This is a genomic window from Pelagibius litoralis, assembly GCF_011683915.1.
Taxonomy (GTDB): Bacteria; Pseudomonadota; Alphaproteobacteria; order Kiloniellales; family Kiloniellaceae; genus Pelagibius; species Pelagibius litoralis.
In genome coordinates this window covers 23,762-36,750 of record NZ_JAAQPH010000011.1, presented here as the reverse complement: position 1 = coordinate 36,750, position 12,989 = coordinate 23,762, and the positions used below count along the sequence as shown (strand labels likewise).

The window sequence follows — 12,989 nt, the reverse complement described above, 5'->3', positions numbered from 1 at the left end:
CCTGTGCTAGTGCCTCACGTTGCCGTTGGTTGGCCTCGCCCGGCGGCGTTGAAGCAGACCGACGATAACGACCCCGCAAAACCCGAATAAGGTCGCCCCCAGAAACAGCCAGAACGGAATCTTCAAGGTCGGCGTCGAGTTATTCAGGTTCGCCAGAATCGTTACCCAGGTGGCATAGGCGACAAAGGCGCTGGCCAGTATTCCAAGAATGGCGATTGCGAGTTTGAGGACGCGCCGCGGCTTGTCCGGCAATGCCTCACGGAACTCACCCATGACGATGTTCTCGCCGGCGGCGACCACCAGCGGAAGGGCGACAAAGACGAGACAGATCAGCAGGAACCGGGTGAGCTCCTCCGCCCCGACAATTGGCGCCCCGAAGGCGTCGCGCATGACCACCTGGATGAAGGGAACGGCCACAAGCGCCCCCAACAGAACAACACTGAGCGCCTCCACCGCTTTCCTGATGACCATCAATTCCGTCATTCCCTGTGTTCAGTATCCTGCGTTCAGGACTGGCCGCACCAAGGGCCGCCGACAAACGACCATGACACCCCCTAGGAGATGGCGGGGTCTGTTCCGGTGCTCCGAAACCCCTTGGCTCCGGCGCCTGGAAAAAGAAACGGGCGCGCAGGGCGCCCGTTCCCCTGCCTCAAACCCAGGCCTTATTCGACTGCGCTGATCTGCTCGATATAGGCGGTATACTCGGGAAAATCGGCATTGATCTGCTTGAGCACCTGTGTGCGGAAGGCATCAAGGTCGAGGCCGTTTTCCGTGGTAACGAAAGTCATGCCGGCACCGGTCAGCTGAGCGATCAACTCGCCCTCTGAGTCCTGAGCCCAGCGGAGAGACTCCTTGGCTTTCCGGTCTAGAACCTCGGTGATTGTCGTACGGTCGACCTCGTCCAGCCTCTGCCACGCGGCCTCATTCACAAAGATCGCCAGAACCGACTGCATATGACCGGTCATCGCCACATGAGACTGCACCTCGTTCAGCTTGTTGGCGCTGATCATGGTCAGAGGGTTTTCCTGCCCAACCACAAGGCCGGTCATGAGCGCCGTCGGCAGCTCGGAGACCTCCACCGGCGTCGGCGTGGCGCCGAAGCCCTTGACCATCGAAACCCAGAGATCGAGCGGCACGGCCCGAAACGCCTTGCCGGCCAGATCGTCGGGCGACTTGACCTCGAAGTTCGAAGAGATATGACGGGCACCGCGATAGAGGCGGCCAATGATGCGAACACCGCCTTCCCTGATCAGTTTCTCGTTGATTTCCTGAAGCGCCCGGGAGGTGCGGGGGTCGGTCGCGCTGAGCGCGTGGGCGCCGTCGCGATAGATGAACGGCGCATTGAAGACCGCCACCTCCGGCGCGATGCGAGCCAGCGATGCGAAATCGTGATGGCCCATCTGGATCGACCCGATGCGCACGCCGTCCACCAGTTCGGCGACGCCGCCGAGTTGGCTGGCCGGGAAGACCTGCACCGTGATGCGGTCATCGGTGGCCGCTTTGATCGCCGCCGTCGCTTCCTCGGCATAGCGGGTCTGAATATCGCCTTCCGACCCGACATGGGCGTAACGAAGGTTTTCAGCCAGAGCGGGGCCTGCCATCAGGCCGAGCACCAGGCCCGCCGACGCAATATAACGTAGTGACTCCACAAGCATTGTAATTTCTCCCTAGGATTTTTTTTGATTTTGTTGGGTAGCTACCCAGCGCCGCCCTTGCTGTAGGCGGCGATGAGACTTTTGCGGCGGAGTTCGTCGCCGATCGCGAAATGCTCCCGCAAGCGCCGGTCGGCCGCCTCGCGGTCACGTTCGACGATGGTCAGGAACACCTGTCGATGGGCCTCGACGAGATCGTCGATGATCGCTTTCGTCTTGTGCGTGGTGCGGCGGCGTTCAACGTGGCTGCACAAAAGCAGATCCGAGATTGCCCGATAGAGGGTTATCAGCCCGGGGCTGTGGCTGGCCGCGACGATGGCCTGGTGGAACTGGAAGTCGGCCTCGCCGCCCGCCTCCGGGTCATCGAGCGTTTCAATGAGCGCCGTCAATCGCTCGCCGATGCGCGAAAGGTCATTTTCCGTGGCGCGCTCGCAGGCCAAGCGGATCGCCTGGCACTCGATGGCGATCCGCGCCTGCAGAATATCGTCCAGAATGTTCTGTTCCTGAGCCAGGCAGAAGGTGAAGAAATCGGCGAGAACACTGATGTCGGCTTTGCCGACATAGGCCCCTTTGCCATGACGGATGTCCAGGAGGCCGAGCATGGCCAGAGACCGCATGGCTTCGCGCAGCAAGGGCCGGCCAATGCCGAGTTTCAGCGCCAATTCCCGCTCATTGAGAAGGCGGTCCCCCGCCTTGAGTTTCCCGGACAGAAGCTGTTCGCGGAAAAACGCGAAAACCTGCTCGGCACCGCCGCGCTCGTCGTCATCAGACACTGAGAGTTCGCTCTTGGTCATAATTGTTCCTACCGTGGTAAGACCAATTGTGACCAATCTGGGAAACGGAGTCAAGCCCGGCCTTTCTCCCTGTTTAATCAGCGACATCGAAGCCATCCAAACCGGCCAAGATGCGGGGGGTCAGGTCTGGGGTGCGGAAATGAACTGCAAGGCGAAGGATTTCCTGTGCTGGCGGCAAATGGGTCGATCAGCTTATTGCCGGCGGCGGTGGCGATGCGATGAACACGGTCCTGCGGTCTCGGGTGATCGCAGGCGATCCTCCGGGCATGACCGTGCTCAAGGGGCCGGTGGTGGCAGAATCGGCCGATGCCGGCGCGCTTGCGAACATCGAGTCCGTCGCGGCCGCGGAAGATTGGGACAACATTCTCCCCCCGCTGTTGTCGGAGATCGTGAAAGTCGATGGCGTCTATGCAGCAGTTCCAGTCGATATCCACCGGGTAAACTGGCTTTGGATCAGTCCGGAGGTTCTTGCGAAGGTCGACGGGACCGTCCCGACCACATGGGACGAATTCAATGCCCTGGCGGAAAAGCTCCTTGCCGCCGGGATCACATCCTTGGCGCATGGCGGGCAACCCTGGCAGGACGCCACTGTTTTCGAAGTCGTCGCCCTTGGCTTGGGTGGCCCGGAGTTCTTTCGCAAAGCTCTGGTCGACGTCGATCCCGAGGCCCTGCGCAGCGATACCATGATCGCTGTCTTCGACCAGATGCGCGTGATGCGTGGCTATGTCGACAGTAATTTTTCCGGGCGCGACTGGAATCTCGCGACAACGATGGTCATGAACGGCGAAGCCGCCATGCAGGTCATGGACGATTGGGCAAAGGGAGAGTTCCTGGCCGCGGACCTGAAGCCGGGAAAGGACTTTGTCTGCGCACCCGCCCCCAACCAGGGCGGCTACATCTTGAATTCAAACAGTTTTGCGTTCTTCGGGGCCTCAGACGAGTCTGCCGACGACGTCGCCGGGCGTGAACTGATGGCGAGCCTTTTGCTCTCCGAGCAGGTTCAGATCGACTACACGCTTCACAAAGGATCTGTTCCGGCCCGTCTTGGTGTGTCGCGCGATCCCTATGACGAATGCGCGGTCAAATCGACGAACGACATCGAGACGACGATGAACGCCGGCACTCTTGTGCCCAGCATGGCACATGAGATGGCGACATCCAGCGCGAACCGCGGCGCTTTCGTCGAGGTCGTTACCGAACATTTCAATTCTGACATGACATCCGAAGAAGCTGTTACACGACTGGTTCAAGCGATCGAGTTGGCCCAGTAATCCGACTGCCTCTTCGTCAACACTCCGCCTCCCAAAGGGGGTCGTCATCTGCAAAGATGACGACCCCTCGCGCCTGCGGCGGATTGTCTTGGCGCCGCGGGTTACGCTCATATCGGCATTCAAAGAGAGGGTTTTCATGTCAGGCCCGTCCCGGTCAAAGAAACCCCAATCTGCGATTAAGGAGTTCGACAGCTCAACGCTCCGTTGGCTCCAGCAGCGCTTTTCTCAGATAGTTGTCGCGCCATCCTTCGCGGCGGTGTTGATATTCGTTTACGGGTTCATCTTGTGGAATGGATACATCTCGGTTTCAGAGTCGCGGATGTTGCCGGACTATGACTTCGCCGGGTTGGCTCAGTACGAGCGGTTGTGGGCAATGCCACGCTGGCACGCCGCGCTCAGCAACATGTTTGTTTTCGGCAGACTCTATATATTCTTCAGTCTGGCTATCGGCGTGTTGCTGGCGATCTTCCTGGATCAGCGCATCCGATTGGAAGGCACACTCCGCACCATCTTTCTTTATCCTATGGCGCTATCCTTCATCGTCACGGGAACGGTATGGAAATGGCTACTGAATCCGGGCGTTGGGGTGCAGAAGTTCGTTCAGGATCTGGGCTTTTCGACCTTCACCTTCGACTGGATTATCGATCGGGAAATGGTGGTCTATACACTGGTTATCGCTGCCGTCTGGCAGTCCTCCGGGTTTGTCATGGCACCATTTTTTGCGGGTTGGTTGCGGGGGCAGGATTTGAATCTGCGACCTTCAGGTTATGAGGCTGGCGGACTAGACAACGTTGGACCTATTTGGCCCTCTTGGTGCACACAAATTGCACACGCAAGGCACTTGCCCATTGAATATCTGAAACTGGTCGTCCAATCCATCATGGGGGCAATTGAGAAAGTATGGTCTATTTTGGTTAAGGTTGTGCCAGCGTCATTGTTCCAGGTCGATCCAAGCAACCCACACTTTCCATACTTCTCGGAAATCAGGCAATGGCTGGAGATCGGGAGCCTCGCTTTCGACAAACTGCGACCTGAAGCAACCGGCCGCCTGTGCGAAGCCGGTCTTCCGATTGAGAAGACCTCGCCGATAACCGGCCACAATGATTGGAAGATGCTGAGACGCGATACCTCTCAAATCCGGAAGACCCACATAAAGGTCAATCGGAACATCAACCGACTATCGTGGCCCACCTCCTCTTCGAGGTGTTCCAGAGCCTCCGGCTCCATGAGGGGAGTTTCATCACCCATCACTGATGTCGCCCTATGTATGGCTTCAGGTTTTTCTTGAGTACAGCTGCCGATCGTCACGCCCCTCTTTCTTTGCTCAAGGCCGAATCGCGCTGCGGACGACAGACACCGGAACGAAGCGCGGAAATCCAGGACTGGGAATAACGGTTGTCTCGTCACAGCCGTCCTGACCCCCCATTGACGTTCGTTACCGCTCGGACACGCCTAGGCGGTCAACCTGAAATAGAGCATCGGCAGGCGCTCGGGCAGGCTCTCAAGTCGGTCGATCTGCACCACGTTGCGTCGCCCAAAGATCCGCGTCAGGTAGCTGTCACCGCCGGAATCGAGGCCGACGCAGAACACATCGATTCCGTCATGCGCGAGGTCATGGATGACGTGGCGGGCGTCCTCGACCAGGTATCGGCGATCAGAAACATCGATGTCAGAAGGTTCGCCGTCGGTGATCACCAGCAACAGCTTGCGATGTGTCTGCTGGAGCTTCAGGTCCGCGGCCGCGTGCCGCATGGCTGCACCGATACGCGTGGAAAAGCCGCTGCTGAGACCCGCCAAACAGGACTTCGATCTGGCATTGTAGGGCGCGCCGAAGTCCTTGACCCGGTAGTAGCGAACCTCCTCGCGCCGGTTGGAACAGAACGCGGCGATAGCGAAGGGATCGCCTATGCCGAACATGGCGTGAGCCAGCAACGCTGTTGCCTGACGTTCGAGTTCCAGCACCGTGTTGTCGGATCCGACTACCTTGTCTTTCGTGGATTCTGAGACATCAAGTAGTACGTGCACTGAAAGGTCACGGTGGCGGCGTTCGGCGTGGCTATATACGTGGGGATCGGGAGTTTCGCCCATACGGCGGCTAATCACCGCCTCTATGCAGGCGTTCAGGTCCAGGTATTCGCCTTCTTGCTGCCGATTGATCCGTTGCGGGCGGCTGACGCGCGCCGAATCAATCAACGCCTTGATGCGATTGACCACGTAGGCATGGCGTTCAAGGATATCGTCGATGACATGAGCATGCCCGGCCGGCGGCGCGAATTCGACGATGGTCGTCCAGTCGGGTCGGCTGCTGGCGGTGACGTAATCGTATTCCGGGTAGCGCGCGACGGGAATGCCGTCCTGCGCGAGGAACTCCATGTTGATCCGGTTGGCCTCTTCGTCCTCGCTCTGTTCATGCTCCTCGCGCTCCTGGTCGGGCGGCATGTCGTCGTCGTCATCCTGCTCTTCGATACGGATCGAATCGAACAGCTGCTCGGCTTCTGCGGCCTCGGGCGTTTCTTCGTCACCGAAGTCCCAGAGCCCGAGATTGTCATCGCGGTAAGGTGGCTCGACCACATAGGTTCGGGCATTGAACTGAACGCGCATTTGGCCGAGGTCATTGCCGATCAAGCCGCCGATCTCACGGCTGATCGCGGGGCATTCCCATTCGCCGCAGCGGTCGTAGAACATGGTGCGCGCGCGCCGTATCCAGCCATCCATGTCATGGAATTCGGGATCGAGCAGGGCGCGTGAGAGGCGCGCCATCAGGCCTGGCGCGTTCTTTGAGCCCGTGGCCTGGGCGATATGGAACGGCAGCCACAAGCGGCGCAACCCGGGGAATTCCCGTATTGCCAGCAATTCGACCCGGGCGTCCTCGATCAATGAGACCAGCGCGACCTGCACCGGCTTCAGCTTGCCGATGGGGAACCGATCGCCCGAAAACATCATATGTGCTCCGACGTGTGCGAGCGCCGCTCGGTAGAGGTCGGCGGCTTGTTCGCCGCGGTAGCCGGGAAACGACGACGGTATGCGGATCAGGCTCTGGCTGAAACTGGCCCGGCGGCGCGCCTGCTCGGGCGCGTGTGCGGGCGGCTCGCGCAAGGGTATGCGAATGCCCCATAGCGCTGTCAGATAGGCTTTCAGTTCGCGGTCCATGTCGGAATAAACGACTGAGCCGGACTCGTGATCGAGCCATCGCGAGGCCTCGGCATCTTCAAACATAAAGAAGCTCAGTCGCCGTTCGTGGTCGATCCCGGCCGCGCGCACTCCGGCCAAAAGCCAGGCCTCCAGCCGAGAGACGTTAAGGCGCGAAAGCAGGACATCCATTTTCAGCAACACGGGCTCGACGGATTCCGGCGCCAGGTCGGCGAACCGCTCTATCAGCCCCATCCATGAGCGAAAACGCGCCTCTTTGTCCTCCAGGCGCTCGGCCGCCTTGATGGCGGCGGCCGGCAGGCATTCCGCGGCGCGCCGTCCAGCCTTGATGGCCACCGAAGAGACGATATCAGCCAGGTCGATGGCGCAGTCCGTGCCGACCCGCCGGGCCAGCGGCGGCGAGTAGCGCTCGTAGGCATCGATCACGCTGGCGCCGTAGCCTGCCTGACCCAGCTTACGGCAGGCACGCAGCCAGCGTGCCGTGTCAGAGTCGTCGAAGACTTGTTTTGCCTGCGAGCTGCGTTCGGTGTCGTCTGTGCCGTTGTCGTCGGCGATGACTTTCAGGAAGTTCCTTTTTTTTGATGAATTCATGGCTTGAGCCGTTTCATGGAACGGTCCTTCAGGCACATGCGGAAATTGCCGAACCCAGCGCGCTGCGAATATCAGGATCGTCGGTGATCGGCAAAACCAATGCCACGTCGCAGGCCTCGCCCAGAGGTACACCGCGATTGATCAGCTGGCCCACATGAATGAGCATGCGCGTCGACGCGCCTTCTTCCAGGCCATGGCCGCGCAGGTTGCGCGAACGCTCGGCGATCTTGACCAACTTGTCTGCGACTGCTTGCTCGACGCCGGATTCATGGCAGACGATCTCCGCCTCAAGCTTGGCTGAAGGGTAGCTAAAGTCGATGGCGCCAAAGCGCTGCTTGGTCGATTCCTTCAAGTCCTTGAGCACGCTCTGGTAACCGGGGTTATACGAAATGACCAGCTGGAAATCCGGATGTGCGCGCACCACCTCGTTCTTCTTTTCCAGCGACAGAATGCGCCGATCGTCTGTCAGCGAATGGATGACGACAGTGGTGTCCTGGCGGGCTTCGACAATTTCGTCGAGATAGCAGATCGCGCCGTGCCGTACGGCCAGCGTTAAGGGTCCATCCTGCCAGACGGTACCATTGGCATCCAGCAGGTAGCGCCCCACAAGGTCGGACGCGGTCATATCCTCATGACACGATACGGTGACTAGCGGCTTTCTCAGACGATAGGCTATGTGCTCTACAAAGCGCGTCTTGCCGCAACCGGTCGGCCCCTTCAGCATGATCGGCATGCGGTCAGCGTAGGCGGCCTCGAAATGCGCGATTTCCTTACCTGTACTCTGATAATAGGGTTCTTCGGTAATCAGGTAGTCTTTTAACGGCATCGCACGGACCAACCCCGGACATTGTTTTGCAGGCGGCGCTTGAATCGTTGGGAGGCGGCGTGCATGAGCCCCGCCTCCCAGTCAGCAACTGTCTCTAGCGGTGAGAACCGGTTTTCTGGTTGGGGATACCTTCCATCGGACACTCATCGGTACCCACGGTCTCACGGGTGATCGACTCGACAACTTCGCGGGTGCCGTCGGGGTCGGTGATCCATTTCTTGTAGAAATCGAACGGGCATTCGGCAGCACCGCGGTCGCCATCGCCGGAATTAATCATGCCGGTGTAGCCACGGTGCAGCAGCTTGAAGAGGTGGTTCTGGGACTGACCGTTTTTGCGTGCATCGCGGATAGCGGAAACGGAGAGTTGGGCGTACTGAATGCCCATTTCCTCCTCGGCGCAGGCACCCAACGTGCGACCATCGAAGCCGATGATTGAGGAATAACCAAAGTAGGAATACACGCCATCAAAACCGGTGGCGTTCGCAACCGCGACGTAGGAATTATTAGCCCAAGCCATCGCCTTGGCCATGGTGACCTGCTGTTCCTTGGCCGGGTACATGTAACCCTGGCAGCGGACTATCAGTTCAGCGCCCTTCATGGCGCAATCGCGCCAGATTTCGGGATAGTTGCCATCATCGCAGATGATCAGGCTGACTTTCAGCCCCTTGGGGCCGTCGTTCACATAGGTGCAGTTGCCTGGGTACCAGCCCTCGATAGGAACCCACGGCATGATCTTGCGGTACTTCTGTACGATCTCGCCCTTGTCGTTCATCAGGATCAGCGTGTTGTAGGGCGCTTTGTTGGGGTGCTCTTCGTGGCGCTCACCGGTCAGCGAAAATACGCCCCAGACCTTGGCCTTGCGGCATGCTTCGGCGAATATTTCCGTCTCCGCGCCCGGGCACTCCGAAGCGGTTTCGTACATTTCTTTTTCGTCGTACATGATGCCGTGCGTGCTGTACTCCGGGAAGATCACGAGATCCATGCCGGGCAGGCCCATTTTCATGCCTTCTACCATCTCCGCGATCTTGCGGCAGTTGTCCAAGACTTCGGCCTTGGTGTGCATGCGCGGCATCTTGTAGTTGACGACGGCGACGCCGACTGTGTCGTTGCTGCTGCTTATATCTCCGTGATACATGGGAGGTACCTCCTTCTCTGCTGCAGGTTAGATGTCTTCCGAACTACGTCCTCGTTCTGTCAAACGGCCATGTGCCGGTGAACTAGGTCATCTGACAGCTCATCGATTGAGCCGTGCGACGCGACGCTGCCTCGGTCGAGGAGAACGAACTTCTGAGAGGCTCGCCGCGCAAACTCGACGTTCTGCTCGACCAGCACTACGGTGATGCGGTGCTCGCGGTTGAGCTTCACCAAAACTTCCTCGATCTGCTCGACGATGTTGGGCTGAATGCCTTCGGTTGGCTCGTCCAGAAGAATGACTTTAGGGTCACTGAGCAGCGCTCGCGCAATGGCCAGCTGCTGCTGTTGGCCACCTGACAGGTTGCCACCGCGTCTTCCCAAAAAGTCCCTCAGGATGGGGAACAGTTCGAACACCCATTCGTTGATGGTGCCACTGTTTGACTGACTGGCGAAGGTGCCCATCATCAGGTTTTCGCGCACTGTGAACTTGGGTAGGATGCCCCGCCCCTGCGGCACATAGCCGATCCCGGCCAACGCACGCTGGTCCGTCCGCTTATTGTTGATTTCCTTTCCGTCCAACTCGATGCTGCCCGTGACCTTGTCCATCAGGCCCAGGATGGCGCGCATGAGCGTTGTCTTGCCCCCGCCATTGCGGCCCAGCACACTCATGAATTCGCCCGATTCCACGTGCATGTCGACGTTCTGCAAAGCTGGGCTGTTGCCGTAGTAGGCAGTAACGTTTTCTAGCTCAAGCACCAGCAATGCCTCCCGAACCCAGATAGGCTTCCCTGACTTTGGGATGTTGTTCGATTTCGCTTACGCTTCCCTCCGCCAGAAGTTTTCCTTGGTGCATTACGGAAATGACCTCGGCGATTTCCTTGATGAAGCCCATGTCGTGTTCCACCACAACCAAGGTGTGACTACCTCTGAGCTTGTTGAACAGGTTGGCGGTCTTTTGCGTTTCCACCCTGGTCATGCCGGCGGTCGGTTCATCCATCAGGATGATTTCTGGGTCCTGGGCAAGCAGCAGAGAGATTTCCAACCATTGAGTCTGGCCGTGGGACAGGTGGCTTGCCTGGGTATCCAACTGGTCCTGGAGTCCCACAAGTTCCGCCAGCTTCTCCAGTCCGTCATTTTCGGCGTTGCGGCCGAAGCGAACGACATTCGACCAAACACCGGTGCGTTTGCAGTGCGCCACGTCCAGGTTCTGACGAACGGTCAGCTCGCGGAACACACTTGGGACCTGGAACTTCCGACCCACACCGTTTCGGGCTATTTCATGCTCTTCCAAGTCGTTGAGGATCATGCCGTCGAGGCTCACCTCACCCGACGTCGGCGTGACCTTGCCGCAAATCAGGTCCAGCGCGGTGGTCTTTCCTGCGCCATTTGGGCCGATCAAGCAGCGTAGCTCACCCTTGGCGACCGAAAGGTTCAAATCGCTCAGTGCTTGAAAGCCGTTGAAGTCCATGAAGATATCGCGCATCACAAGATGCGCCGGGTACGTGCCGCTCATTTCACGCCTCCCTTCGCGTCGACGGGCCCGGCGATGTGGTCCAGAATTCTTTCGGCGGCCCCGGCCAATCCTTTGGGCAGAAACAGCACCACCATCACGAACATGAAGCCCATGATCAGAGTCCAAGTCTCCAGGAAGGTTTCGGATTCCGACAAGGCACCCTGCATGCCTGTTACAATGATCGCCCCCAATGTGGCGCCCAGCAGACTTCCCCGACCGCCGACTGCGACCCAGATGACCACGCTCAAGCTCAACGGCACGCCAAGAAAGGTTGGCGAGGCGAACTCCATCACCACGGTGTAGAGCATGCCCGCGACACCGGCGATGGCGGCCGACAAGGAAAAGGCGAAGATTTTGAAGTTGGCCACGTCATAGCCGAAGTAACGCACGCGATCTTCGTGGTCACGGATGCCCTGAAAAATCAGGCCCGCCTTGGATTTTGTCACCGCCAGTGCAAAAAACAGGCACACCGTCAGGGTGATGGCGATCAAGTAGAAGGACGAACTTCCGTAAGCGTCGAACTCGAACCCAAAAAGTTCGAGCTGCGCCAGGTCCGTAATTCCGTTGAAGCCGCCGGTATATCGCTGCTGATCGACGATCAGCAAATTCACCACCACCAGCCAAGCCAATGTGATGATGGCGACATACACGCCCGAAACCCGCCCCTTGAAGATGAACCACCCCAGGAGCGCCGCCAAGATAACCGGAATGGCGATTCCGGCAGTGATGGCGAAAGTGAGCGAATGGAAGGGTGCCCAGAACCAGGGCAGATCGGTGACGTTGTTCCACACCATGAAATCTGGAAGGCCGGCCTTGCCGGTATGCACTGGAATGGTGCGTAGCTTCAGCGCCATGGCCATGCAGTAGGACCCCAACCCGAAGCTGACCGCCTGGCCCAGATTGAGGATCCCGGTGTAGCCCCAGGAAAGGCTGAGCGCTAACGCCAGGATCCCCAGCACCAGATAGCGCGAATATTTGTTGAGGAGGAACGCATCGTCCACAAAGGTTGGAACCAATAACACGGCGAGGCACATGATTGCGTATGTGCCGATCTGTATGGCCGTTCTTCTTGACACAGTAGGTATCCTTACGCCGATAATTTCATGCTTTCCGCACCGCCGGTCAGCCGCGCACTTTGGTGGCGAACAGTCCTTGCGGGCGGTAACGGATCAGAATCACGATGGCCAGGAACACTAGCGCCTTGGCAATGGTGTCGTTGCTGTAGAAGGCCAGAAAACCCGTGAGTTGCCCCAGAATCGCTGAACTGACAATGGTTCCCACCAGGCTTTCGACGCCGCCAAGCACTACCACCATGAAAGCATCCACCACATAGGAAGTACCCATCTCTGGCGACACGCTCTTCAAGGGCGACACCAGGGCGCCGGCGAGGCCTGCCAGGCCAGCGCCGTAAGCAAACGTCATGCTGTAAACCCGGTTGCTGTTGATACCGAAGGAACTGGCCATCTCCCGATTCTGGGTGATGGCGCGCAACTTCATCCCGATGCTGGTGCGGTACATCAGGCACCAGGTGAAGGCGAATAGCGCGGCGGTGAAAACAAGCACGAAAATACGGAACGCGGAAATTTCCACACCCAACAGAGATATGCTGGCGCTCAGAGCCTCGGGCATCTGTACATAACGCAGTTCCCCACCCGCCATCAGGCGAATGGCCTGCTGCGCCATGATACCGATGCCCCAAGTAGCCAGAATGGTATCCAGCGGCCTGTCGTAAAGATGTCGTATGACCGCGCGTTCGATGACCCAACCGAAGAGGCCGACGAAAATGAAGATAAGGATCAGGCTTTCGATCAACCCGATACCTGCATAAGTCTGTAGGGCCCAAGCGCTATAGGCACCCAGCATCACAAACTCCCCATGCGCCATGTTGATGACGCCGGTGGTGCCGTAAATGATCGCCAGGCCAAGCGCGACAAGCAGCAAAATCGACGCGATGCTCAGTCCGGTCGCAATCTGAGAAATGAAAATGTCCATACGTCGAACAACCTTGATACGGGCGGCACCTGGTGGAAGGCGAGAGCCTCCCACCAGATGCCAACG

General features: G+C 58.7%; 12 protein-coding genes. 2 read left to right on the top strand and 10 right to left on the bottom strand.

Annotation, left to right across the window (positions count from 1 at the left end; translation table 11 throughout):
• Positions 1-6: 6 nt before the first annotated feature.
• The 3 genes from HBA54_RS14965 to HBA54_RS14955 all read right to left on the bottom strand — a co-directional run bounded on the left by HBA54_RS14965 (position 7) and on the right by HBA54_RS14955 (position 2,446).
• Complete coding sequence (locus HBA54_RS14965) at positions 7-483, bottom strand: TRAP transporter small permease (RefSeq protein WP_205944676.1); 477 nt, start codon at positions 481-483, stop codon at positions 7-9.
• A gap of 179 nt (positions 484-662) precedes the next feature.
• Positions 663-1,655: a TRAP transporter substrate-binding protein gene (locus HBA54_RS14960; RefSeq protein WP_167225986.1), complete on the bottom strand. Its 993-nt coding sequence runs from the start codon at positions 1,653-1,655 to the stop codon at positions 663-665.
• Between the two features lie 41 nt (positions 1,656-1,696).
• The gene (locus HBA54_RS14955) at positions 1,697-2,446 is read right to left on the bottom strand and encodes a FadR/GntR family transcriptional regulator (RefSeq protein ID WP_167226237.1); all 750 of its coding nucleotides are present in this window, start codon (positions 2,444-2,446) and stop codon (positions 1,697-1,699) included.
• A 158-nt stretch (positions 2,447-2,604) separates the two neighbouring features.
• On the opposite strand from HBA54_RS14955, the gene HBA54_RS14950 reads away from it, so the two are divergent.
• Positions 2,605-3,717: an ABC transporter substrate-binding protein gene (locus HBA54_RS14950; protein ID WP_322096049.1), complete on the top strand. Its 1,113-nt coding sequence runs from the start codon at positions 2,605-2,607 to the stop codon at positions 3,715-3,717.
• Positions 3,718-3,853: 136 nt separating this feature from the next.
• On the top strand, positions 3,854-5,005 hold the full coding sequence (locus HBA54_RS28730) for a carbohydrate ABC transporter permease (RefSeq protein WP_205944675.1): 1,152 nt from the start codon (positions 3,854-3,856) through the stop codon (positions 5,003-5,005).
• A 164-nt stretch (positions 5,006-5,169) separates the two neighbouring features.
• On the opposite strand, the gene HBA54_RS14940 is transcribed toward HBA54_RS28730, so the two are convergent.
• From HBA54_RS14940 to urtB, 7 genes are all read right to left on the bottom strand, one after another.
• A complete protein-coding gene (locus HBA54_RS14940; RefSeq protein WP_167225982.1) occupies positions 5,170-7,458 on the bottom strand; it encodes a nitric oxide reductase activation protein NorD in 2,289 nt (762 codons plus the stop codon).
• 28 nt (positions 7,459-7,486) lie between these two features.
• On the bottom strand, positions 7,487-8,284 hold the full coding sequence (locus HBA54_RS14935; protein WP_167225980.1) for a CbbQ/NirQ/NorQ/GpvN family protein: 798 nt from the start codon (positions 8,282-8,284) through the stop codon (positions 7,487-7,489).
• A 94-nt stretch (positions 8,285-8,378) separates the two neighbouring features.
• A complete protein-coding gene (locus HBA54_RS14930; RefSeq protein WP_167225978.1) occupies positions 8,379-9,419 on the bottom strand; it encodes an aliphatic amidase in 1,041 nt (346 codons plus the stop codon).
• A gap of 59 nt (positions 9,420-9,478) precedes the next feature.
• Positions 9,479-10,174, bottom strand: coding sequence for an urea ABC transporter ATP-binding subunit UrtE (gene urtE, locus HBA54_RS14925; RefSeq protein ID WP_167225975.1), 696 nt, complete (start codon positions 10,172-10,174; stop codon positions 9,479-9,481).
• Positions 10,167-10,931, bottom strand: coding sequence for an urea ABC transporter ATP-binding protein UrtD (gene urtD, locus HBA54_RS14920; protein WP_205944674.1), 765 nt, complete (start codon positions 10,929-10,931; stop codon positions 10,167-10,169). Before urtD ends, urtE begins: the two co-directional genes overlap by 8 nt.
• The gene (gene urtC / locus HBA54_RS14915) at positions 10,928-12,007 is read right to left on the bottom strand and encodes an urea ABC transporter permease subunit UrtC (protein ID WP_322096044.1); all 1,080 of its coding nucleotides are present in this window, start codon (positions 12,005-12,007) and stop codon (positions 10,928-10,930) included. The genes urtD and urtC overlap by 4 nt, the downstream gene beginning before the upstream one ends.
• Before the next feature lie 46 nt (positions 12,008-12,053).
• Positions 12,054-12,923, bottom strand: coding sequence for an urea ABC transporter permease subunit UrtB (urtB, locus tag HBA54_RS14910; protein WP_167225973.1), 870 nt, complete (start codon positions 12,921-12,923; stop codon positions 12,054-12,056).
• Between the last annotated feature and the right edge of the window lie 66 nt (positions 12,924-12,989).

Coding starts and splice junctions, on each gene's coding strand:
- HBA54_RS14965 (WP_205944676.1), bottom strand. CDS start 483: ATGACGGAATTGATGGTCATCAGGAAAGCGGTGGAGGCGCTCAGTGTT.
- HBA54_RS14960 (WP_167225986.1), bottom strand. CDS start 1,655: ATGCTTGTGGAGTCACTACGTTATATTGCGTCGGCGGGCCTGGTGCTC.
- HBA54_RS14955 (WP_167226237.1), bottom strand. CDS start 2,446: ATGACCAAGAGCGAACTCTCAGTGTCTGATGACGACGAGCGCGGCGGT.
- HBA54_RS28730 (WP_205944675.1), top strand. CDS start 3,854: ATGTCAGGCCCGTCCCGGTCAAAGAAACCCCAATCTGCGATTAAGGAG.
- HBA54_RS14940 (WP_167225982.1), bottom strand. CDS start 7,458: ATGAATTCATCAAAAAAAAGGAACTTCCTGAAAGTCATCGCCGACGAC.
- HBA54_RS14935 (WP_167225980.1), bottom strand. CDS start 8,284: ATGCCGTTAAAAGACTACCTGATTACCGAAGAACCCTATTATCAGAGT.
- HBA54_RS14930 (WP_167225978.1), bottom strand. CDS start 9,419: ATGTATCACGGAGATATAAGCAGCAGCAACGACACAGTCGGCGTCGCC.
- urtD (WP_205944674.1), bottom strand. CDS start 10,931: ATGAGCGGCACGTACCCGGCGCATCTTGTGATGCGCGATATCTTCATG.
- urtB (WP_167225973.1), bottom strand. CDS start 12,923: ATGGACATTTTCATTTCTCAGATTGCGACCGGACTGAGCATCGCGTCG.